Consider the following 21,735-nt stretch of genomic DNA (forward strand, 5'->3'; position numbering starts at 1 on the left):
GGAACCGGGCGCATGATCAAGACGTTGAATCAGCATGATGATGTCGGGGCTACTGACCATGGCGGTGTTAGTGCTTGTCCCGTTCATGCTGGCGTCGATCCGGCATGTACTGGTGCGGATCGGGCGCCCCAAGTGGCTGTGTCGCCTTTTGAGGGCCCGAACACCCGCCAGCGGGTTGGGTGTCGGCGCCACAGTCACCGATGAACTACATGCGTTCTTGAACGCCAACAAACGTGTGCAGCTTGAGCGACGACAGGAGCAACTTGTCCTGCGAGACGACACACTCGACGGCGCTCCGCCGAAGATGGGGATCGACCTGGACGCGGGAACAGCCGTGGTCCGTAAGCGCCAATGAAAGACCAGATGACAGGCTGAGCCTGCGTTAGCAGATCAAGGTGGCCGCGATCCCGACGAAGGCCAGGAAGTGTTCGGCTTCGCGCTCGTACCGACGGTGAAGACGCCGACAGCCCGCCAGCCACGCCACCGTCCGTTCCACGGTCCAACGATGACGGCCCAGTCGTTCGGACCTATCAACTCCTCTGCGGGCGATGCGGGGTGGAGCTTTCCTCAGACCCGGGCCTTGCTCCACTCGGTGAATCGTCGGTGTGCGGTCGACCCAGAAGGGCCGAAGCCAGACGGCAGTTGGCGCCATGTGCAACCCGTCGTGGCCACGAACACGATGGCCGTCAGTACCTGCCGGTCTCCATGCCAGCGTCGGCCTCCGCCTTGAGGACGTATCGGGGCGGCTGGCACCACTTGGTGGAACAGCTCCCACACGCCGTCCGGCACCAGACGTTCCCCCATCGCGATCACGACCGCCACCCTAACGATCAGGCCAGTTGAGACAGCCTCTATGCCGCCGGAGGCTCCTGCTCGGCCTCCACCTGTGCGTTCCAGTCCCGCTTCGAGGCCTGCCAGCCGTCCTCGTTGTGACCGAGCCGCCAGTACCCGGAGATCGACAGGTCCTCCCGGGCGACACCGCGGTCGATCCGCAGATGGCGGCGCAGCTCCTTCACGAAGCCCGCCTCGCCGTGTACGAACGCGTGCAACCGGCCCTCGGGGAAGTCGAGTTGGGTGACCGCAGCGATCAGGGCCTGGCCGGACGGGCGGCCCGAGCGGTGCAGCCAGGTGACCTCGACGGAGGAGTCGATCTTCTGCTCCTCCTCGGGGCCCTCGACCTCCAGGAAGACATGGGCCCGCGCGCCCTCGGGCAGCGCCTCCACGGCCGCGGCCACGGCCGGCAGCGCGCTCTCGTCGCCGACGAGCAGGTGCCAGTCCGCCGAGGCATCGGGGCTGTACGCGCCGCCCGGGCCCATGAAGTGCACCGTCTCGCCCGGCGCGACGGACGCCGCCCACGGTCCGGCCAGGCCCTCGTCCCCGTGGATCACGAAGTCGAGGGTCAGCTCCCGCGCGGCCGGGTCCCAGGCGCGCACCGTGTACGTACGCGTCACGGGCCACTGCTCGCGCGGCAGCTCCTCCCGGATCCGCTCCACGTCGAACGGCTCGGCGTAGGTCACCCCGGCCGGGGCGAAGAGCAACTTCACATAGTGGTCGGTGTGTTCGAGCTCGGGGAAGTCCGCGAGCCCGTCCCCGCCGAGCACCACCCGCTGCATGTGCGGGGTGAGCCGCTCGGTGCGCACGACCTGCGCGGAGCGGGCCTTGCGGGGCTTGCGTGCGGGGCGCTCGGCCATGGGCGGTCTCCCTCGATCCAACACTGGCTACTTAGGTAAACCTAAGTTAACACCTCACTCCGCGAGCGTGGCGAGGAGCCGGTGCAAAGATCCGCCCAAGCCCCAGCGGGCGCCCAACTCCTCGACCGCGGCCGGGTCGTGAGGCGCCCGCGGCAGTGCCGTGTCGACGTCCGGCAGCGGTACGTCGCCCGCGACCTGGACCACCTTCGGCGCCACCGCCAGATACGGCCGCGACTCGTCGAGCCGCTTGCGCTGCGTCGGCGTCAGCTTGGACTTCGGGTCGTCGACGGCGGCCATGATCCCGGCGAGGTCGCCGTACTGCGCGAGCAGCTTCGCGGCCGTCTTCTCGCCGATGCCGGGCACGCCCGGCAGGCCGTCGCTCGGGTCGCCGCGCAGCAGCGCCATGTCCGCGTAACCGGAGCCGTCCACCCCGTACTTCTCGCGCAGCAGGTCCTCGTCCGTGATCTGCAGCGTGCCGACGCCCTTGACCGGATAGAGGACGCGGCGCTCCAGTTTGTCGTCGACGAGCTGGAACAGGTCGCGGTCGCCGGTGACGATGTCGACCGGGCCGCTCGCCCGGCCGGTGAACGTGCCGATCACGTCGTCCGCCTCGTACCCCGCCACGCCCACGCGTGCGATGCCCACCGCGTCGAGCACGGCCTCGATGACCGGCACCTGCGGGGAGAGCGTGTCGGGGATCTCCTCGGTACTGGAACCGTCCGGCGTCCCGTCCGCCGTCTCCTCGGCGACGCGGTGCGCCTTGTACGAGGGGATGAGGTCGACGCGCCACTGCGGACGCCAGTCCGCGTCCATGCACGCCACCAGGTGCGTGGGGTGGTGGTCGTGGACGAGCCGGGTGATGAATTCGAGCAGCCCGCGCACCGCGTTGACCGGGGTGCCGTCAGGGGCCTTCACGGAGTCCGGCACCCCGAAGTAGGCCCGGAAGTACAGGGACGCGGTGTCGAGCAGCATCAGGCGCTGCTGGGCCGAGGTTTCCTGGGTCACGCCCCGCATCATGCCGCACGGCACTGACAGTCACGGGCTGTGCGGGACTCGTGTGCAACCGTGAACGCCGTGTGAACTGGACCACTCTTCTGTTTGATCGGCATAAGCCCGGGCAGGCGCCGACCCGGAGCGAACCCGGTCGCACGTTCAACTATTGAACGGCCGATCGGGTCCAGGCGGGCCGACCCCGCGTTGCTCCACGGCCCGCCGGCGGGGGAGGCGGGCCGTCTTGGTTCGACCCGAGAGGTGTATGTGTCCAGGCTTGAAGCCGAAGACCTGTACAAGGTGTTCGGCAGACGACCCGATGAGGCGGTGGAGAAGCTCCGCCGCGGAGCCGACCGTGAGGAACTGCGCGCCGACGGCACCACTGCCGCCGTGATCGACGCGTCCTTCACCGTCGAGCCCGGCCAGATCTTCGTCGTCATGGGTCTGTCGGGATCCGGCAAGTCCACCCTTCTGCGCATGCTGAACGGACTGTTGGAGCCCACCGCGGGACACGTCCGCTTCGACGGCCAGGACCTGACGCAGCTGTCGCCCCGTGAGCTGCGCGAGGTCCGCTCGACGAAGATCAGCATGGTCTTCCAGCACTTCGCGCTGTTCCCGCACCGCTCCGTCCTGGAGAACGCGGCGTACGGCCTCGAGGTCCAGGGCGTGCCGCGCGCCGAGCGCAACGAACGGGCCACGGAGGCGCTGCGCCTCGCCGGGCTCGAGGGCTGGGAGAAGTCCTTCCCCGACGAGCTGTCCGGCGGTATGCAGCAGCGCGTGGGCCTGGCCCGGGCGCTCGCCACCGACGCCGACCTGCTGCTGATGGACGAGTCGTTCAGCGCGCTCGACCCGCTGATCCGGCGCGACATGCAGGACCAGCTGCTCGAACTGCAGAAGACCCTGAAGAAGACCATCGTCTTCATCACCCACGACCTGAACGAGGCCATGCGCCTGGGCGACAACATTGCCGTCATGCGCGACGGCCGCATCGTCCAGATCGGCACCGCCGAGGACATCCTCGTCACCCCCGCCAACGACTACGTCGCGTCCTTCACCCAGGACGTCGACCGCTCCCGCGTGCTGACCGCGGGCGCGATCATGGGCGCGCCCGAGAAGGGTTACGACAAGTCCGCGGCACCGGCGACGGTCACCACGGACACCCCGATCATCGACCTGTTCACGCCGTGCTCCACCAGCGGTGTCGCGGTGTCCGTGGTCGACGAGCAGGGCGAGCTCGTCGGGGTCGTCCCGCGGGCCCGCCTGCTCGCCGTGCTCGGCGAGCCCATGAAGACCGTGGAGAGCGACGGCGAGGCCAGGAGTCTCGTCAAGAACGGACCGAAGGACGCCGTCCCGACGCCTCGCGGCGAGGGCGACGGACCGGTCGAGAAGGTGAACGCCGGTGCCTAGGATTCCCTTCGGTGACTGGGTCAACAGCGTGGTCGACTGGATGCTCGACCACATGGGCTGGCTCTTCGACTTCCTCAAGACCTGCTTCGACGGCATCTACAACACCATCGTCGACGTGCTGCAGGCCCCCGAACCCCTGCTCCTCGCGGGCATCTTCGCCGTCATCGCCTTCTGGCTGCGCGGCACGGTCGCGGGTGTCCTCACCTTCGTCGGTTTCTGGTTCATCGAGAACCTGGAACTGTGGGACCACGCGATGCAGACGCTGGCGCTGGTCCTCGTCTCGACGCTGATCGCGCTCGTCATCGGTGTCCCGCTCGGCATCTGGGCGGCCCGCTCGGACCGGGTCAGCGGCCTGTTCAAGCCGGTGCTCGACCTGATGCAGACGCTGCCGGCGATGGTCTACCTGATCCCGGCCATCCTGTTCTTCGGCTCCGGCGCCCCCGCGGGCATCGTCGCGACCCTGATCTTCGCGGTGCCCCCGGGCGTCCGCATGACCGAGCTGGGCATCCGGCAGGTCGACGAGGAACTGGTCGAGGCGGCCGCCGCGTTCGGCACGACGCCGGGCAACACCCTGCTGCGCGTACAGCTGCCGCTCGCCCTGCCGACGATCATGGCCGGTGTCAACCAGGTCATCATGCTCGGTCTGTCCATGGCCGCCATCGCGGGCATGGTCGGCACCGAGGGCCTCGGTGCCGACGTCAACCAGGCGATCGGCCAGCTGAACGTCGGCCTCGGCGCCGAGTCCGGCATCGCGATCGTCATCCTGGCGATCTACCTGGACCGGATGACCAGCTCGCTGGGTCAGCAGGTCTCGCCGCTCGGCCGCCGCGCGCTGCACAAGCTGCGCGCCACGCAGGGCCTGAAGATCTGGTCGTACCGTCCCCGTCCGGCCGTCGCCGTGGTCGGTGTCGTGGTCCTCGCGCTCGTCGCGGGCGGCATGGGCGTCTTCGGCGGTTCGTCGTCGACGAGCGCAGCGGACGACGCCACGAACGTCGGCCAGGGCAAGAAGGTCACCATCGGCTACATCCCGTGGGACGAGGGCGTCGCCTCCACCTTCCTGTGGAAGGAGATCCTCGAACAGCGCGGATTCCAGGTCGAGGCGAAGCAGTTCGACGCGGGCCCGCTGTACACGTCGCTCGCCCAGGGCAGCGTCGACTTCGAGACCGACTCCTGGCTGCCGACCACGCACGCGCAGTACTGGAAGAAGTACGGCAAGGACCTCGACGACCTCGGCGCCTGGTACGGCGAGACGTCCCTCGAGCTGACGGTGCCCGCCTACATGAAGGGCATCGACTCGCTCGAGGACCTCAAGGGCCAGGGCGCCAAGTTCGGCGGCAAGATCACCGGCATCGAGGCGAGCGCCGGTGAGACGTCGCTGCTCAAGAGCAAGGTCCTCAAGGCGTACGGCCTCGACAAGGAGTACAAGGTCGTCGACAGCTCCACGCCGGCGATGCTGGCCGAGCTGAAGCGCGCGTACGCCAAGAAGCAGCCGATCGTCGTCCCGCTCTGGTCGCCGCACTGGGCGTACAACGACTACGACCTGAAGAAGCTCAAGGACCCGAAGGGCGTCTGGGGCAAGGGCGACGGCGTGCACACGCTGTCCCGCAAGGGCTTCGGCGACGACAACCCCGAGGTCGCCAAGTGGCTCAAGGACTTCAAGATGAGCGAGTCGCAGCTCACGAGTCTCGAGGCCGAGATCAACAAGGCGGCCAAGGGCAAGCAGCAGGACGCCGTCAAGGCGTGGCTGAAGAAGAACCCGGGCGTCGTCGACAAGCTGGCGCCGGTGCAGAAGAAGCAGGGCACCGGGTCCGACTCCAAGGACCCCGTGAACGTCGCCTGGTTCGCCTGGGACGAGGACATCGCGGTCACGTACCTGTGGAAGAACGTGCTGGAGAAGCGCGGCTACAAGCTGAACCTCAAGCAGATGGACGTCGGCCCGGTCTACACCGGCCTCGGCAGCGGTGACCTCGACGTCAACTTCGACGCCTGGCTGCCGTACGCGCAGAGCAACTACTGGAACGCGAACAAGGCGAACCTGAAGGACCTGGGCAGTTGGTACAGCCCGACCTCGCTGGAGATCGCCGTTCCGTCCTACGTGAAGGACGTCAAGTCCCTCGCGGACCTGAAGGGCAAGGGCAAGACCTTCGACGGGAAGATCATCGGCATCGAGCCGGGCACCGGCGAGATGAACCTCCTGAAGAAGGACGTCCTGCCCGGCTACGGCCTGGACAAGGAGTACAAGGTCGTCGACGGTTCCACGCCGGCGATGCTGGCCGAGCTGAAGCGCGCCTATGCGAAGAAGGAGCCGATCGCGGTCGTGCTCTGGTCGCCGCACTGGGCGTACAGCGAGTACGACCTGACCAAGCTGGCCGACCCGAAGAAGAAGTTCGGCGAGGGCAACACGATCCGGACCATCACCAACAAGGACTTCCCGGCCAAGTACCCGCAGCTCACGAAGTGGTTCAAGGACTTCAAGATGAGCGAGGACGAGCTGGGCACCCTGGAGGCCGAGATCAAGAAGGGCGGTCAGGGCCACGAGGAGGACGCAGTCGCCTCCTGGCTCGAGACGCACCCGGAGGTCGAGAAGCGGATGACTGCTTCCTGACCGACGCGTCCTGAACGAGGGGTGGGTCCGCTCGCAGCCACGGCTGTGAGCGAACCCACCCCTCGTGCCGTTCCGTCCGCGGGCCCCGCGTTCGTACGCTCGGGGGCACCGTGACCGCCGCCCGGCTCCGCGCCCTCGCCGCCACCGCGCTCGCCGCCCTGCTGCCCCTGACGCAGCTGATCGCCGCCGACGCCGACCCGGCCTCGACGGCGACTGCCCGTTTTGCGGCACTTGCCGCGAGTGTCACCGAGGCGGACGGGCACCGCTACGGAGTCACGGACGACACCGGCCGCACCATGGACGCCGCGCAGATCGTGCAGTCGGCCGAGGGCGGCCACGGAACGTATCTGGCCGTGTACCACACGATGCTCCCCGACGGCCGCTTCCACGCGGCCGTCGCCACCTCGGCCGACCTCGTGCACTGGCAGCGCCGCCACGACTTCGGCCCCGGGTCGAGCCAGCCCGCCCTCGCCGCCGACGGCCGCGGCGGCTACGTCCTCGCGTACGAGAAGGATCCGGACAACCACATCGCGGTACGCGGATACGCCGGTCTGCGTGCCCTGCTCGCGGGGCGGGCCGCCCGCTCCTTCGACGCGCCCCGCACCCTGTCGAGGTGCGCCGAGGGCACCCCCGCGATCACCGCCGTGCACGGCGACACCGTCGAGCTGACCGGCCACTACCGCGCGGACTGCGACACCGACCGCCAACTCACCGCCACCCTGCGGGACTTCACCACCTGGCACGCCACGCCCGACCACCGGCTCGACCGGGCGATAGAGGCGTACGGCAACACCGGCAACATAGGGGACCGCGCCCCGCTGCGGCTCGCCGGGCGGCCGCTCGTGCTCATCGAGGGGCAGCGCCTGCGCGAGGACTTCTCGAGTTGGTCCACCTACGCTTACGATCCCGCGTCCGGCCGAGCGGACCGGGTGGCCTTGCGCACCCGGGGCGGCTCGACGTCCTTCGCGAACCCCTCGGCGACCGTCCTCACGGACCCTGGCGGTCACCGCGCACTGCTGGTAAGCCTGTTCATCCCCGCGGAGGGCGCGGCGCGGGGGGAGGCGGGGCAGCTCGTGTACTGGCGGGAGCTGTAGCGCACGACCCGATCCGGGCGCACGGCTTCTCGCGCTCGCAGGAAACTGTCCGGCGAACATGCGTAGGGTGCATTCAAACGAACAGGCAAACGGCGGGAGGGAGCGGAAGTCGTGGACGAACACAAGGACACACTGCGCGTGGGCGCGGCCGTGCGGCGCCGGCGCCGCTCCCTGGAGCTGACCCTCTCCGCCGTCGCCGCGCGCAGCGGCCTGTCGGTGCCGTTCCTCAGCCAGGTGGAGAACGAGCGGGCCCGGCCCAGCCACCGCTCCCTGGAGAAGGTCGCCGACGCGCTCGGCACCACCGCCGTCGAACTGCTGGCCGCCGCCGACCCCGCCCGCACCGTGGACCTCGTCCGCGCCGACGACACCGACGTCGAGGACACCCCGGGCCCTGGCGGCGAGGGCTTCGTCGTACGGTCCCTGGTGCGCGGGCACCACCAGATGCACGCCCAGGAGTTCGTGGGCGACCACGACCCGGGCCGCGAGTTCCAGCTGCGCAACGACGTGCTGATGCACGTCACCGAGGGCGCCGTCGAGGTGGAGGCGGAGGGCCGCGCGTACCGCCTGGTGCGCGGCGACACGCTGTATCTGACCGGTGGCGTACGGCACCGGTGGCGGGCCACCGTGCCCGAGGCGCGGGTCCTCGTGGTGGCGGTCGCCGAGCACATCGACGCGGTCGACGAGCCCGGACCGAAGTAGGCCCACCGCCGTGCGGGTCGTGTCCCTGGTCCCGTCCCTCACGGAGGCCGTCGCCGTCACGCTGCCGGGCGTCCTGGTCGGCGCGACGGAGTGGTGCACCCACCCCGCGGGCCTGGACGTGGCCCGCATCGGCGGCACGAAGAACCCCGACGTGCCCGCGATCGTCGCGCTGCGCCCCGACCTCGTCCTCGCCAACGAGGAGGAGAACCGCGCCCCCGACCTGGCGGCCCTGCGCGCCGCGGGCATCGAGGTCCTCGTCACCGAAGTACGCGAACTGCCGCAGGCCATAAGGGAGTTGGACCGCGCCCTGCGCGCGTGCGGGGCGTCGGCGCGGCCCCGCTGGCTCGACGAGGCCGAGACGGCGTGGCTGCGGTTGCCGCCCCTTCAGGGCCGGTTGCGGGCCGTCGTACCGATCTGGCGGCGCCCGTGGATGGTCCTCGGCCGCGCCACGTTCGCCGGCGACCTGCTGGCCCGCCTCGGCGTGGACAACGTGTACGCGGACCACGCCGAGCGCTACCCGAGGGTCCCCCTCGACGAGTTGAGAGGGACCCGACCGGATCTGGTGGTGCTGCCCGACGAGCCGTACCGCTTCACGCCCGACGACGGCCCGGAGGCGTTCGAGGCGCCCGCGGTGCTGGTCAGCGGGCGCCATCTCACCTGGTACGGGCCGTCGTTGGGGGAAGCGGCAGGGGTGCTGGCGACGGCGCTGGGGCGGTGAGCGGGGACCGGGGACGGATCGGCGGCCCGGTGGTCAGCCGCGTGCGGGGGGTGCCAGCAGGCGTCCGTCGAGCAGGCCGCGGGTCGTGTGGACCGCGGCGACCGCCCACGCCGCGACCAGGGCGACGTAGAGCACGACGGCCAGGGCGTCGAACGCGGCCAGGCCCGTGTGCTTGCCCAGGCCCTCCGCGCCCGTGACGCAGGTGCCCACGGGGAAGGTGAACGCCCACCACGTCATCGCGAACCCCATGCCCTTGCGGCGGGCCCGCACCACCAGCGCCACGGCGAGCGCCAGCCACATCAGGGCGAAGCCCATCACGGGGACGCCGTAGAGGATCGCGAACGCCGTGAAGCCCTGGGCGTACGAGGCGGGGAGCACGCCGGGCGCGACGTCGGCGAACTTGTTGGCCGCGGTGGTCGACTGGCCCAGCGGGCCGAGGACCAGGAACAGGGTGGGCGTCAGCGCCAGGGGGAGGGGCCCCGCGGTGACGAGGCGCGCGAAGATCACCGGGAGCATGACGAGGGTCGCCAGCAGGCTCAGGCCGAACATGCCGTAACAGGCCAGGAGGAAGGTCTCCTGCCACTGCCCGGCGGGCAGGTGCAGTACGAGCAGCGGGCCGAGGGCCGCGGACACCATCGGCGCGACGACGGGCAGCAGCCACACGGGGGAGGCCTGGCCCGGCTCGATGCGGTGCCGGGCCACCATCAGGTACGGGACCGCGACGGCCGCGGCGAGCCCGATGGCCGTACCCGCGACGAACAGCACCGCGTCGACGGCGATCGCGGCGTTCAGGCCGATCCAGTCCCGGCCCACCAGGAGGGTGCCGCCGCCGACCGCGAGCAGCGCCATCGACAGGCAGCCGTAGAAGGGGGCCACCGCCGGGTCGAGGAGATGGGCACGGGCCTGGTCACGGTGGTGCGTCCAGTGCAGGGCCCGCGCGGTGAGCAGCACGAGGAGCGCCGCGAACGAGAGCGCCCACATCGCCGTGCAGGCCGTACGCAACCCGGTGAACTGCACCGGCAGCGTCGCTCCGGCGTTCGCGATGATCGCGGTGCCCATGACGGAGGCGTACCAGTTGGGGCCGAGGTGGCGGACGGCGGCGACACGGGTGCCGGGGACGGTGCTGGGGTGGACGACGGTGACCATGACTCCAAGGTCTCGCGCCTGCGGGGCCCCCACCAGCGATGTTGTCGCTATGGGGACATAAGCTTGCTTTATGAGCAGGGAGCGCACAGAGCACACGAACCCGGCGGACGGCCCCGACGCGGCACCGCCCGGCATGCTCGCGCACCGCGTCCCCGACCTCGGCGCGCTCGAGCTGCTGCTCGCCGTGGCCCGCCTCGGCAGTCTCGGCGCGGCCGCACGGGAGCTCGGCATCACGCAGCCCGCGGCCAGCAGCCGGATCCGGTCGATGGAGCGGCAGCTGGGTCTGGCCCTGGTCGACCGCTCCCCGCGCGGCTCGCGCCTGACCGACACCGGCGCCCTGGTCACGGACTGGGCGCGGCGGGTCGTGGAGGCGGCGGAGGAGTTCGACGCGGGGGCGTCGGCGCTGCGCGACCGGCGGGACTCGCGGCTGCGGGTGGCGGCCAGCATGACGATCGCCGAGTACCTGCTGCCGCGCTGGCTCATCGCGCTGCGGGCCGCGCGCCCCGACACGGCGGTGTCGCTCCTCGCGGGCAACTCCACGTCGGTCGCCGAGCGGCTGCTGTCCGGTGAGGCGGACCTGGGTTTCGTCGAGGGACTCTCGGTCCCCGCGGGCCTGGACTCGACGGTCATCGCGCACGACCGCCTGATCGTGGTGACGGCGCCTGGCCACCCCTGGTCCCGCAGGCGCCGCCCGCTCGCGGCACAGGAACTGGCGGCCACGCCGCTCATCCTGCGCGAACAGGGCTCGGGCACCCGCCAGGTCCTGGACGCGGCCCTCGGCGGCCTCGCCCGCCCCCTGATCGAGCTGTCCTCCACGACCGCCGTGAAGGCGGCGGCGGTGAGCGGCGCGGGCCCCGCGGTCCTCAGCGAACTGGCCCTGGGCGAGGAACTCTCCGCCCGTCGCCTGATCCGGATCCCGCTGGAGGGCGCCACCCTCACCCGGGACCTCAAGGCGGTCTGGCCCACGGGGCACCGCCCGGTGGGCCCGGCGCGGGACCTCCTGGGCCTGACCCGGTCGACCGACTGACAGGCCCCAGGCCCCAGGCCTCAGGGACCCGAGCGCCGCCCCAAACGCCAGGCCCTGAAATTCGCTGGCCTCCCCCTGTCGCCGTCCCCCAGGATCGAGCCATGCCCCCGGTGTCCAGAACCGCCCCGCCCGCCACCGGCGCCCGCACCCTGTGGACCGCCCTCCCCGACCGGGTCAAGAGCGCCCTGGCCGACGCCCTCGGCGCACCCGTCGAGGAGGCCGTCACCCAGCCCGGCGGCTTCTCGCCCGGTGTCGCCGCCCGCGTCCGGCTCGCCGACGGCCGCCGCGCCTTCGTCAAGGCCGTCAGCGCGGAGACCAACCCGCACAGCCCCGCGCTGCACCGCGCCGAGGCGAAGAACGCCGCCGCCCTGCCGTCGGACGTCCCCGCCCCACGCCTCCTCGCCGCCTACGACGACGGCACCTGGGTGGCCCTGGCGTTCGAGGACGTCGCCGGGAAGCAGCCCGAAGTGCCGTGGAACCAGGGCGAGTTGACCCGGGTGCTCGACGCCGTCGAGGAACTGGCCCGCACGCTCACCCCCGCGCCGCTCGCGGCACCCCGCGCGAGCGAGGCCCTCGCCCGGACCTTCGACGGCTGGCGCAGGCTCGGGGAGGGCGACCGGCTGCACCACGCAGGCCTCGACGACTGGGCCACCCGCAACGCCGCCGCCCTCGCCGAACTCGCCGCCCCCTGGGCCGACTTCGTCGACGGCGACACCCTGGCCCACGGCGACCTCCGCGCCGACAACATCCTGCTCACCCCGGAACGCGTCGTCTTCGTCGACTGGCCGCACGTCCTGCGGGGTGCACCCTGGCTCGACCTGCTGATCATGCTGCCGTGCGTGTACGCGCAGGGCGGCCCCGACCCCGAGGACGTGTTCACCGCCCACCCCCTCGGCCGCGCCGCCGACCCGGAGGGCGTGACCCGGGCGCTGACGGCCCTCGCCGGGTACTTCCTGGAGCACGCGGCGCGCCCGGCCCCGCCGGGCCTGCCGACCCTGCGCCCGTTCCAACGGGCCCAGGGGGACGCGGCGTTGGCCTGGCTGCGGCGGCGGCTCAGAAACCGTGCGGTGCCGCAGCGGCTCGTACGAGACCTTCGGTGACGCGCGTGTCCTCGCCCATCTCGGGGTGCCACTGCACGCCCATCACCCAGGACATGCCCGGCAGTTCGACCGCCTCGACGGTGCCGTCCGCGGCGTGCGCCGACGCCACGAGCCCCTTGCCGAGCCGGTCCACGGCCTGGTGGTGGTACGTCGGTACGTCCGTGTCGCCCGGGACCAGGTCGCCGTAGCGGGTCCCGGGCACCGGGCTCACCGTGTGCCGCCCGAACACCCCGACCTCCGTCACGTGGCCGTCGAGGTGCTGCGTCAGCGTGCCGCCGAGCGCCACGTTCAGCAGCTGCATGCCCCGGCAGATGCCGAGCAGTGGCGTCCCGGACGTCAACGCGGCCCGGATCAGGGCGAGTTCCCACGCGTCCCGCTCGGTCGCGGCGGGTCCCGTACGGGGATCGCGCTCGGCCCCGTACCGCTGGGGGTCCACGTCGGGGCCGCCCGCGACGATCACGCCGTCGAGTCGGGCCACCATCGACGGCGCGTGCCGCGGGTCGTCCGGCGGCAGCATCGTGGCGAACCCGCCGGAGGCCTGAACGAGCCGCGGATAGCCGACCGGGAGCAGGGCGGCGGGCAGCTCCCACACGCCCCAGGCGGCCTTCTTCTCCAGGTAGGTGCTGATGCCGATCAGCGGCCTGCTCACCATGGTGCCGTGCTCCCCGTTCAGGTCGGACGTTCAGGTCGGACGTTCAGGTCGGTCGGTCGTTCAGGTCGGACATCGCTCGAAGACCGGAGCGTACGAGATCGTTGCGCCGCCCACCGTGCCGTTCAGCATGTGGGAACGGCGCCATGGGGCAATGGCGTGAACCCAGACCTTTACGCGTGGGGCGTCACGTGAGAAAGCCCCGCAGCAGCGCCGCCGTGCCGCCGCAGTGCTCGCGCATCATCTCCCGCGCACCGTCCGCGTCCCCGTCGAGCACCGCCTCCACCAGTGCGGTGTGCTGGCGCTGCGAATGCTCCAGGTTCCGTACCAGGAGCGGAATGCAGTCGAGCAGCTCGTTCACCGTCGCGCGCACGGCCGCGTACTGCGCGGCGAGCGAGGCGGAGCCGGACAGTTCGGCGAGCGTGAGGTGGAACAGGGTGTCCCGGCGGCGGTAGTCGGCGAGCGGCGCGTCATGGGTGCCGGCGAGGGCCGTGCGCAGCCGCCCCGCCCGCGCCTCGTCGAGGCCGTGCCCCGCGCAGAGACCGGCCGCCCCCGTCTCCAGGACCTCCCGGAAGCGCAGGACGTCCTCCACGTCCACGCCCCTGATCCGGCGCCGCAGCTCGTCCTCGCCCGCCGCCTCGGGGCGCGGCAGCACGAACGTCCCGCCGTAGCGCCCGCGCCGGGACTCGACGAGCCCCTGGTCCTGCAGCACCTTCAGGACCTCGCGCAGCGTCACCCGGCTGATGCCGAGCCGGTCCGCCAACTCCCGCTCCGACGGCAGCCGTTCGCCCCCCGGGACCAGGCCGAGCCGGACCACCTGGAGGATCTGCTCCAGCGCCTCCTCGAACCCGTTGCCCGCCCGCACCGGGCGCAGCACCGTCGCGAGGCCACCCCCGTGATACCTGTCCGCATCCGTGCGCGACATGAGGCCCGACCCCCTTCCCAAGCAATGGTTCTGAGCAATACCTTATGGCTCTCGGCCGACCAGAAGCATCCCCAGGAGGCTTTCCCGTGGCAGACCGCACACCCCCGCTCGCCGTGGAGGAACTGCACGCCCTCGTGGCGGGCGGAGAGATCGACACGGTCGTCCTGGCCTTCCCCGACATGCAGGGGCGGCTCCAGGGCAAGCGGTTCGCCGCCCGGTTCTTCCTCGACGAGGTCCTCCACCACGGCACCGAGGGCTGCAACTACCTGCTCGCGGTCGACACGGAGATGAACACTGTCGACGGCTACGCGATGTCGTCCTGGGACCGCGGCTACGGCGACTTCGCCATGCACCCCGACCTGTCCACCCTGCGCCGCGTCCCCTGGAACGAGGGCACGGCGATGCTCGTCGCCGACCTCGCCTGGGAGGACGGCTCGCCCGTCGTCGCCGCGCCCCGGCAGATCCTGCGCCGCCAGCTGGAGCGCCTCGCCGCGCGCGGCCTCACCGCCCAGGTCGGCACGGAGCTCGAATTCATCGTCTTCAAGGACACCTACGAGCAGGCCTGGGACGCGAACTACCGCGGCCTGACCCCCGCCAACCAGTACAACATCGACTACTCCGTCCTCGGCACGGGCCGCATCGAGCCCCTGCTGCGCCGCATCCGCAACGAGATGGCGGGCGCGGGCCTCACCGTCGAGTCCGCCAAGGGCGAGTGCAACCCCGGGCAGCACGAGATCGTGTTCCGCTACGACGAGGCCCTCGTCACCTGCGACCAGCACGCGATCTACAAGACGGGCGCCAAGGAGATCGCCGCACAGGAGGGCAGCGCCCTCACCTTCATGGCGAAGTACAACGAACGCGAGGGCAACTCCTGTCACATCCACCTCTCGCTCACCGACCCCGACGGTACGAACGTGATGGCAGGGCCCGACGGAATGTCCGAGCTCATGCGCCACTTCCTCGCCGGACAGCTCGCCGCCCTGCGCGACTTCTCGCTCCTCTACGCGCCGAACATCAACTCGTACAAGCGCTTCCAGCCCGGCTCCTTCGCCCCGACCGCCGTCGCCTGGGGCCACGACAACCGCACCTGCGCCCTGCGCGTCGTCGGCCACGGACGCTCGCTGCGCTTCGAGAACCGGCTCCCCGGCGGCGACGTCAACCCGCACCTCGCCGTCGCGGGCCTGGTCGCGGCCGGACTGTACGGCGTCGAGCACAAGCTCGAACTCCCCGACGCCTGCGCGGGAAACGCCTACAGCGCCGAGTACGAGCACGTCCCCACCACCCTGCGCGAGGCCGCCGAGCTCTGGGAGAACAGCCCCATCGCCAAGGCCGCCTTCGGGGACGAGGTCGTCGCCCACTACCGCAACATGGCGCGGGTCGAACTCGACGCGTTCGACGCCGCGGTCACCGACTGGGAGCTGCGCCGCTCCTTCGAACGCATGTGAGGGACCGGACTTGCTGGCAGAACTCCACGTACTGAACCCGGCGACCGAAGAGCTCGTCGCCACCGTCCCCGCCGCCACGGCCGAGGACGTCGACACGGCTGTCGTACGCGCCGCACGCGCCCAGCGGGGATGGGCGGCCGCCGCCCCCGCCGACCGCGCGCGGCTGCTGCGCCGCTTCGCCGACACCGTCGACCAACACCTCGAAGAACTCGCCCGGTTGGAGGTCCGCGAGGCCGGACACCTCCTCGGCAACGCCCGCTGGGAAGCGGGCAACGTACGCGACCTGCTGCTGTACGCGGCAGGCGGCGCCGAGCGGCTCAACGGGGCACAGATCCCCGCACCCGGCGGCTGGAACGTCACCTTCCACGAGCCGCTCGGCGTCGTCGGCGTCATCGCCCCCTGGAACTTCCCGATGCCGATCGCCGCCTGGGGCTCGGCCCCCGCGCTCGCGGCCGGCAACGCGGTCGTCCTCAAGCCCGCGGAGACGACCCCGCTGACCGCCCTGCGGCTGGCCGAACTCGCCCTGGAGGCAGGCCTTCCCGAGGACCTGTTCCAGGTCCTGCCCGGACACGGCGGCGTCGCGGGCCGCGCCCTCGTCGACCACCCCGGCGTCGCGAAGATCGTCTTCACCGGCTCGACCCGCACCGGCCGCGAGGTCATGGAGCGCTGCGCCGCCCAGGTCAAGCCGGTCACCCTCGAACTCGGCGGCAAGAGCCCCAACGTCGTGTTCGCCGACGCGGACCTGGCGAAGGCCCTCGACCCCTTCTCGTTCCTCGACAACTCCGGGCAGGACTGCTGTGCCCGCACCCGCATCCTCGTCCAGGAGTCCGTGTACGAGGAGTGCGCGGCGCTGCTCACGCAGGCCCTGCAAGCGGTCGTGGTCGGCGACCCGCTCGACGAGAAGACGCAGATGGGCCCGCTGATCTCCCGTCAACAACTCGATCGTGTAAGGCACTTGGTGCCCTCCGACGCTCCCGGCATCCGGGGCGGCGCGCCGACCGGGCCCGGCTTCTGGTTCCCGCCGACCGTCCTGACGGGCGAGGCCGCCGACTCCACCGCGGCCACCGAGGAGATCTTCGGACCCGTCGCCGTGCTCCTGCCGTTCACCGACGAGCAGGACGCGATCCGCCTCGCCAACGCCACCCCGTACGGCCTCTCCGGCTCGATCTGGACCCGGGACCTCGGCCGCGCCCTGCGCGTGTCGGGAGCCGTCCGCGCCGGGAACCTGTCCGTCAACTCGCACTCCAGCGTGCGCTATTGGACCCCGTTCGGCGGCTACAAGCAGTCCGGCGTCGGCCGCGAACTCGGCCCCGACGCCCTCACCGCCTTCACCGAGACCAAGAACGTCTTCATCAGCGCAGAAAGCACGGAGGGCCCTTCCCAGTGACCCAGGCTCAAGAGAACACCTGCCGCCGGCTCGTCGGCCGCACCGCCGTCATCACCGGCGCCGGCAGCGGCATCGGCCTCGCCACCGCGCACCGGCTCGCCTCCGAGGGCGCGCACGTCGTCTGCGGCGACATCGACGAGACCGCGGGCAAGAAGGCGGCCGACGCCGTCGGCGGGACCTTCGTGAAGGTCGACGTCACCGACGCCGAGCAGGTCGAGGCGCTGTTCAAGACGGCGTACGACACCTACGGCTCGGTCGACATCGCCTTCAACAACGCGGGCATCTCGCCGCCCGACGACGACTCCATCCTGGACACCGGCCTCGAGGCCTGGAAGCGCGTCCAGGAGGTCAACCTCACGTCCGTGTACCTGTGTTGCAAGGCCGCCATCCCGTACATGCGGCAGCAGGGCAGGGGCTCCATCATCAACACGGCGTCGTTCGTGGCCCGCATGGGCGCCGCCACCTCCCAGATCTCGTACACCGCGTCCAAGGGCGGCGTCCTCGCCATGTCCCGCGAGCTCGGCGTGCAGTTCGCCCGCGAGGGCATCCGCGTCAACGCCCTGTGTCCCGGCCCGGTCAACACCCCGCTCCTGCAGGAGCTGTTCGCCAAGGACCCGGAGCGCGCGGCACGCCGCCTCGTGCACATCCCGGTGGGCCGCTTCGCCGAGGCCGACGAGATCGCGGCCGCCGTCGCCTTCCTCGCCAGCGACGACTCGTCCTTCGTCAACGCCACCGACTTCCTTGTGGACGGCGGGATTTCCGGCGCGTACGTCACGCCTCTGTAGGGAGCGCGCCCGGTAGGTGTACGGTCCCCTCACATGCGTAACAGTCATGTTGCCGCGTGGACTTCAGCCGTGGTCACCGCTCTGGTGGCCACGGCTCTCGTCTCTCCTGCGGCCGCCGCCACGTCCGCGCCCACCGGTTCGGAGAAGTGCCCGCAGCTGTCGAAGAAGCTGCCCTGGTACGGACAGAACCGGGATCGGCTCCAGCGGATGATCGACGAACGAGGCACCTGCGACGGCCACCACGGCCCGCGCCCCGTCGCCGCGTTCGACTGGGACAACACCGTCTCCAAGAACGACGTCACCGACGCCACCATCGCCTGGTCGCTCGAGCACGACAAGATCCTGCGGCCCGCGAGCTGGAAGAAGACCAGCAAGTGGCTGACCGACGACGCCGACAAGGCGCTCACCGCCGCCTGCGGCACCGCCGTCCCCGTCGGCGCCCCGCTGCCCACCTCCACCGACACCGACTGCACGGACGAGATCTTCAACATCCGCGAGTCCGGCAGGACCATGAGCGGCGCCGCGGCCTTCGCGGGCGACTGGAACCACCGCCGGACCGTGCCCCAGTACGCCTGGGTGCCCCAGCTGTTCGCGGGCCACACCGTCCCCGAGCTCCAGTCGTACGCGGCCGCCGCCCGCAAGGAGGCCCTCGCCGCACCCGTCGGCTCGACCCGGACGCTGGGCACGCACACCATCCCCGGCTACGTCCGCTACTACGACCAACAGCGCGATCTGATCCGTACGTTGCAGAGGGCCGGGTTCGACGTCTACATCGTGTCGGCGGGCTCCGAACCGGTCACCGAGGTGTGGTCGAAGGGAGTGGGCATCGACCGCGCGCACACGGTCGCCATCCGGTCCGTCCTGGACTCCCGGGGCCGCATCACCACGTACAACGAAGGCTGCGGCGGCGTCGGCCGCACCCAGGGCGAGGCCATCCCCTACATCGACGGCAAGCGCTGCTGGATCAACCAGGAGATCTACGGCGTGCACGGCAAGTCGGCCTGGCACAAGCAGCGTTGGGGCAAGCGCATCGCGCTCGGCGGCGGCGACGCCGACACCGACGTGACGTTCGTCGGCGACGCGACCGGCGCGCACCTCGTGCTCAACCGGAACAAGAACGAGCTCATGTGCCGCGCCTACGACAACGCCGACGGGCGCTGGGTCGCCAACCCCATGTTCATCGAGCCGCTGCCGCGGAAGACCGGGACGTACCCCTGCTCGACGGCTGCGTACAACAAGCCCGAAGGCGGTTTCGGGCCGCTGCTCAGGGACGACGGCTCCCTCGTGCCCGATCAGCGGGACTCGGTGTACTGAGCTTCCGGGCCCGGCCTACAGTGCCGGGATGAGCAGTCCATCGGCCCCTCCGCCCGGCTGGTACCCGGACCCGCGCGACCCGTCCGTCGAACGCTGGTGGGACGGCGCGGCGTGGACGCAGGTCCGCAGACAGCCGGTACCGGTGCCGGTGCAGGTACCGGGTCCGGTACCGATGCCGGTCGCCCCCGTGGTGCAGAAGCCGGGCGGCGGCGGCCGCGGCAAGGTCGTCGCCGTGGTCGCGGTGGGCATCGCGCTCGTCGCCGCGATCGCCGTCGGAGCCGTCGTGGTCCTCGAGGACGACGACGGCTCCACCGGCTCCACCGCGGACAACGGGCCGACGGAGCAGGCCACTTCGGCCTCCCCGGCCACCGGCAGCGCGGCCCCGGCACCGCCCTCCCCGAGCGAGGACGCCTCCCGCGTCACCGACCAGCTCAACGGCATCACGCTGCCCGTGATCGACGGCTGGCAGAAGGCCGAGAACGTCGCCGACGAGGACGTCCTGCTCACCACCCCTGGCACCTACATCTGCCCCTACGACGACGGCCTGTGCCGCCACGGCACCGTCGCCACGCACACCGTGACCAACGTCGCCGCGGGCACCAGCCCGCGGACCCTCGCCGAGAAGGACGTCTCCGACGCCGCCGACCGCGCCTACGACACCAATGCCGTCGGGCAGCGCCCCTTCGGCGGGATGACCTCCCACAAGGTCGTCGCCTCGCGGCAGGTCGCGGTCGCCGGACGCGCGGGTTACCTCGTGCGCTGGCAGGTCACGACGGCCGAGGGCCCGGGCGGCTATGTGCAGTCCGTGGTGTTCCCCTCCAGCGTCGGCTCCGAGGCGCCCGTCGCGGTCCGGCTCACGCTCGACGCCGTCGACGCGTCGCCGCCGCTCACCGACTTCGACACGATCGTGAAGGGGATCAGGCCGGTGGGCGCCGAGGGTGGCGACGGGGGAGTGGGCAGCAGCGTAGGCCCGACTCCGTGAAGCCCGTGAAGCCCGTGAAGCCCGTGGAGCCCGTGAAGTCCGTGAAGTCCGTGAAGGGCTACAGGAACGTGTAGCCCTCGCCGCGATACGTGGGCACCGTCTCCGTCACGGCGTCCCCGGACACGAGGTGCAACACCTCGAACCGCTCGCACAGTTCACCGGCCTTCGCGTGCCGGAACCACACCTTGTCCCCGATGAGCAGATCGTCGGCGGCCGCACCGAGCAGCGGCGTCTGCACCTCGCCCGGCCCCTCCTGCGGGTCGTAGCGCAGCCCCTCCGGCAGATGCGGCACCGGCAGCCGGTCGGGTCCCGCGGCGCCGGACGCCGGGTACCCGCCACCGAGCACGGTCACCACACCCACGCCCGGGCGGCGCACCACCGGCTGGGCGAACAGCGCGGCCGGGCGCCCGGTGAAGGACGTGTAGTTGTCGAAGAGCCGCGGCACGTAAAGGCCCGAACCGGCGGCGATCTCGGTCACGGCGTCCTCCGCGGCGGTGTGCTGCACGCTGCCCGTGCCGCCCCCGTTCACGAACTCCAGGTCCGGCGCCACCGCCCGCACCGCGCGCACCACTTCGGCGCGGCGCACCGCCAGCTCCTTGCGCGCGGCCGCCTGCATCAGCCGGATCGCCCGCGACCGCACGGGCCGCCCCGCGACGGCGTCGCCCACGCCCGCCACATGACCCTCGTACGCCATGATCCCGACGAGCCGGAACCCGGGACGCCGGGCCACCGCCCGTGCCATGTCCGCCAATTGGGACGGCGTACGCAGCGGAGAGCGCAGGGCGCCGATCCTGACGCGCCCGCCGAGCACCTGCCACGAGGTGTCGAGTTCGAGGCAGACCCGGATCTCCTCCTGCCCGCCGTCGCGCGCTTCGTCGATGAGGCGCAACTGGGCCGGGTCGTCGACCATCACGGTCACGGCCGCGGCCAGCTTGGGGTCGTGGGCGAGCTCGGCGAAACCGGCCCGGTCGGCGGACGGATAGGCGAGCAGCACGTCCTCGAACCCGGACCGCGCGAGCCACACCGACTCCGCCAGCGTGAACGACATGATCCCGGCGAACCCGTCCCGCGCGAGCACCCGCTCCAACAGGGCCCGGCACCGCACGGACTTGCTGGCGACGCGGATCGGCTTGCCGCCCGCCCGCCGGACGAGATCGTCGGCGTTGGCGTCGAAGGCCTCCAGGTCGACGATCGCCACAGGGGCGTCGAGATGTGCGGTGGCCCGGTCGTAGCGGGCCCGGTCGGCGGCGCGCGGTGTCATGACCGAAGCCTGCCAGACCGCATTACCCCTGGGTAGAGGGACGATCCGGGCACATCGGCCACGGCCGCGTACTGATTCACCCTCCGCACGGGCGGGCCCGTTAGAGTGACGCGGACGCAGGCTGAGGAAACGGGGAGGCATGAGCACGGAAGCCCGACGTGTCCCTCCACGTCCCACGACCCCACCCCCGCCCGCGGTCCCGCCCCGCCCCACCCCCGAACTCCCGGCCGACGCGCCCCCGTTGCCCAAGACGCCGCCCCCACCGGTGGCATCGGCCCGCTTCCCGGACACCCCGCCGCCGACGGGCCCCGTAAGGGGCGCGGGGAACGGCGCGAGCAACCACGACGGCGCGGCAGTCGCATCGAATCGGAAGCCCCATGGCGAACAGGCGCACCCCAACACAAACCCCGAGCGCCCCACCGAGACGACGACCCGCCTACGCCCCATCCCCCCGGCCCCACCGAGAACTCCCGCCCCCCGAAGGGCAGTAGGCACGGTCGACCTCACCCC

General features: G+C 71.5%; 20 protein-coding genes and 1 pseudogene. 13 read left to right on the top strand and 8 right to left on the bottom strand.

The features are described from left to right. The first annotated feature begins 34 nt into the window (after positions 1-34). Complete coding sequence (locus ACIBUY_RS35705) at positions 35-355, top strand: DUF6191 domain-containing protein (RefSeq protein WP_365577104.1); 321 nt, start codon at positions 35-37, stop codon at positions 353-355. 27 nt (positions 356-382) lie between these two features. On the opposite strand, the pseudogene ACIBUY_RS35710 reads toward ACIBUY_RS35705, so the two are convergent. From ACIBUY_RS35710 to ACIBUY_RS35725, 4 genes and pseudogenes are all read right to left on the bottom strand, one after another. Further along, a pseudogene (locus ACIBUY_RS35710) lies at positions 383-556 on the bottom strand (transposase); the annotation flags it as partial. 11 nt (positions 557-567) lie between these two features. Then, on the bottom strand, positions 568-804 hold the full coding sequence (locus ACIBUY_RS35715; protein WP_399154916.1) for a transposase: 237 nt from the start codon (positions 802-804) through the stop codon (positions 568-570). 47 nt (positions 805-851) lie between these two features. Then, on the bottom strand, positions 852-1,691 hold the full coding sequence (locus ACIBUY_RS35720; protein ID WP_399154861.1) for a siderophore-interacting protein: 840 nt from the start codon (positions 1,689-1,691) through the stop codon (positions 852-854). Positions 1,692-1,745: 54 nt separating this feature from the next. Then, positions 1,746-2,705, bottom strand: coding sequence for a 5'-3' exonuclease H3TH domain-containing protein (locus ACIBUY_RS35725; RefSeq protein ID WP_399154917.1), 960 nt, complete (start codon positions 2,703-2,705; stop codon positions 1,746-1,748). 243 nt (positions 2,706-2,948) lie between these two features. On the opposite strand from ACIBUY_RS35725, the gene ACIBUY_RS35730 reads away from it, so the two are divergent. The 5 genes from ACIBUY_RS35730 to ACIBUY_RS35750 all read left to right on the top strand — a co-directional run bounded on the left by ACIBUY_RS35730 (position 2,949) and on the right by ACIBUY_RS35750 (position 9,204). Next, the gene (locus ACIBUY_RS35730; protein WP_365577108.1) at positions 2,949-4,088 is read left to right on the top strand and encodes a glycine betaine/L-proline ABC transporter ATP-binding protein; all 1,140 of its coding nucleotides are present in this window, start codon (positions 2,949-2,951) and stop codon (positions 4,086-4,088) included. Next, positions 4,081-6,693: an ABC transporter permease/substrate binding protein gene (locus tag ACIBUY_RS35735; RefSeq protein ID WP_399154862.1), complete on the top strand. Its 2,613-nt coding sequence runs from the start codon at positions 4,081-4,083 to the stop codon at positions 6,691-6,693. The genes ACIBUY_RS35730 and ACIBUY_RS35735 overlap by 8 nt, the downstream gene beginning before the upstream one ends. A gap of 110 nt (positions 6,694-6,803) precedes the next feature. Next, positions 6,804-7,787, top strand: coding sequence for a hypothetical protein (locus ACIBUY_RS35740; RefSeq protein WP_399154863.1), 984 nt, complete (start codon positions 6,804-6,806; stop codon positions 7,785-7,787). Positions 7,788-7,898: 111 nt separating this feature from the next. Further along, on the top strand, positions 7,899-8,486 hold the full coding sequence (locus ACIBUY_RS35745; RefSeq protein WP_365577114.1) for an XRE family transcriptional regulator: 588 nt from the start codon (positions 7,899-7,901) through the stop codon (positions 8,484-8,486). A 10-nt stretch (positions 8,487-8,496) separates the two neighbouring features. Beyond that, positions 8,497-9,204 (top strand): helical backbone metal receptor, encoded by a 708-nt coding sequence (locus ACIBUY_RS35750; protein WP_399154864.1) that lies wholly within the window; start codon positions 8,497-8,499, stop codon positions 9,202-9,204. Positions 9,205-9,237: 33 nt separating this feature from the next. On the opposite strand, the gene ACIBUY_RS35755 is transcribed toward ACIBUY_RS35750, so the two are convergent. Next, positions 9,238-10,350: a TDT family transporter gene (locus ACIBUY_RS35755; RefSeq protein WP_399154865.1), complete on the bottom strand. Its 1,113-nt coding sequence runs from the start codon at positions 10,348-10,350 to the stop codon at positions 9,238-9,240. Positions 10,351-10,420: 70 nt separating this feature from the next. Between ACIBUY_RS35755 and ACIBUY_RS35760 the strand changes: the two genes are divergently transcribed. After that, complete coding sequence (locus ACIBUY_RS35760) at positions 10,421-11,377, top strand: LysR family transcriptional regulator (protein WP_399154866.1); 957 nt, start codon at positions 10,421-10,423, stop codon at positions 11,375-11,377. Positions 11,378-11,487: 110 nt separating this feature from the next. After that, complete coding sequence (locus ACIBUY_RS35765) at positions 11,488-12,477, top strand: phosphotransferase family protein (RefSeq protein WP_399154918.1); 990 nt, start codon at positions 11,488-11,490, stop codon at positions 12,475-12,477. On the opposite strand, the gene ACIBUY_RS35770 is transcribed toward ACIBUY_RS35765, so the two are convergent. Together ACIBUY_RS35770 and ACIBUY_RS35775 are read right to left on the bottom strand one after the other, a co-directional pair. After that, positions 12,431-13,126, bottom strand: coding sequence for a gamma-glutamyl-gamma-aminobutyrate hydrolase family protein (locus ACIBUY_RS35770; protein WP_365577151.1), 696 nt, complete (start codon positions 13,124-13,126; stop codon positions 12,431-12,433). The genes ACIBUY_RS35765 and ACIBUY_RS35770 overlap by 47 nt on opposite strands. 187 nt (positions 13,127-13,313) lie before the next feature. Further along, a complete protein-coding gene (locus tag ACIBUY_RS35775) occupies positions 13,314-14,051 on the bottom strand; it encodes an FCD domain-containing protein (protein ID WP_365577121.1) in 738 nt (245 codons plus the stop codon). Between the two features lie 86 nt (positions 14,052-14,137). Here ACIBUY_RS35775 and ACIBUY_RS35780 point away from each other — a divergent pair, with 86 nt between their 5' ends. Genes ACIBUY_RS35780 through ACIBUY_RS35800 form a run of 5 tightly spaced genes read left to right on the top strand, consistent with a single transcriptional unit; the run spans position 14,138 to position 19,964 of the window. Continuing rightward, a complete protein-coding gene (locus tag ACIBUY_RS35780) occupies positions 14,138-15,496 on the top strand; it encodes a glutamine synthetase family protein (protein WP_399154867.1) in 1,359 nt (452 codons plus the stop codon). A gap of 10 nt (positions 15,497-15,506) precedes the next feature. Then, on the top strand, positions 15,507-16,883 hold the full coding sequence (locus ACIBUY_RS35785; protein WP_399154868.1) for an aldehyde dehydrogenase family protein: 1,377 nt from the start codon (positions 15,507-15,509) through the stop codon (positions 16,881-16,883). Beyond that, positions 16,880-17,668 (top strand): 3-oxoacyl-ACP reductase, encoded by a 789-nt coding sequence (locus ACIBUY_RS35790; protein ID WP_399154869.1) that lies wholly within the window; start codon positions 16,880-16,882, stop codon positions 17,666-17,668. The genes ACIBUY_RS35785 and ACIBUY_RS35790 overlap by 4 nt, the downstream gene beginning before the upstream one ends. A gap of 33 nt (positions 17,669-17,701) precedes the next feature. Next, entirely contained in the window at positions 17,702-18,982 is a 1,281-nt protein-coding gene (locus tag ACIBUY_RS35795) for a haloacid dehalogenase-like hydrolase (protein WP_399154870.1), read from the top strand. A gap of 28 nt (positions 18,983-19,010) precedes the next feature. Beyond that, positions 19,011-19,964 carry a DUF2510 domain-containing protein gene (locus ACIBUY_RS35800; RefSeq protein WP_399154871.1) on the top strand — a complete coding sequence of 318 codons (954 nt, stop codon included), beginning with the start codon at positions 19,011-19,013 and terminating at the stop codon, positions 19,962-19,964. Between the two features lie 58 nt (positions 19,965-20,022). On the opposite strand, the gene ACIBUY_RS35805 is transcribed toward ACIBUY_RS35800, so the two are convergent. Continuing rightward, entirely contained in the window at positions 20,023-21,225 is a 1,203-nt protein-coding gene (locus ACIBUY_RS35805) for an amino acid deaminase/aldolase (RefSeq protein WP_365577133.1), read from the bottom strand. Positions 21,226-21,735 lie beyond the last annotated feature (510 nt).

Origin of the sequence: Streptomyces sp. NPDC050085 (genome assembly GCF_044460595.1) — a bacterium.
Taxonomy (GTDB): domain Bacteria; phylum Actinomycetota; class Actinomycetes; order Streptomycetales; family Streptomycetaceae; genus Streptomyces.

Coding starts and splice junctions, on each gene's coding strand:
- ACIBUY_RS35705 (WP_365577104.1), top strand. CDS start 35: ATGATGATGTCGGGGCTACTGACCATGGCGGTGTTAGTGCTTGTCCCG.
- ACIBUY_RS35715 (WP_399154916.1), bottom strand. CDS start 804: ATGGGGGAACGTCTGGTGCCGGACGGCGTGTGGGAGCTGTTCCACCAA.
- ACIBUY_RS35720 (WP_399154861.1), bottom strand. CDS start 1,691: ATGGCCGAGCGCCCCGCACGCAAGCCCCGCAAGGCCCGCTCCGCGCAG.
- ACIBUY_RS35725 (WP_399154917.1), bottom strand. CDS start 2,705: ATGCGGGGCGTGACCCAGGAAACCTCGGCCCAGCAGCGCCTGATGCTG.
- ACIBUY_RS35755 (WP_399154865.1), bottom strand. CDS start 10,350: ATGGTCACCGTCGTCCACCCCAGCACCGTCCCCGGCACCCGTGTCGCC.
- ACIBUY_RS35760 (WP_399154866.1), top strand. CDS start 10,421: ATGAGCAGGGAGCGCACAGAGCACACGAACCCGGCGGACGGCCCCGAC.
- ACIBUY_RS35775 (WP_365577121.1), bottom strand. CDS start 14,051: ATGTCGCGCACGGATGCGGACAGGTATCACGGGGGTGGCCTCGCGACG.
- ACIBUY_RS35795 (WP_399154870.1), top strand. CDS start 17,702: ATGCGTAACAGTCATGTTGCCGCGTGGACTTCAGCCGTGGTCACCGCT.
- ACIBUY_RS35800 (WP_399154871.1), top strand. CDS start 19,011: ATGAGCAGTCCATCGGCCCCTCCGCCCGGCTGGTACCCGGACCCGCGC.
- ACIBUY_RS35805 (WP_365577133.1), bottom strand. CDS start 21,225: ATGACACCGCGCGCCGCCGACCGGGCCCGCTACGACCGGGCCACCGCA.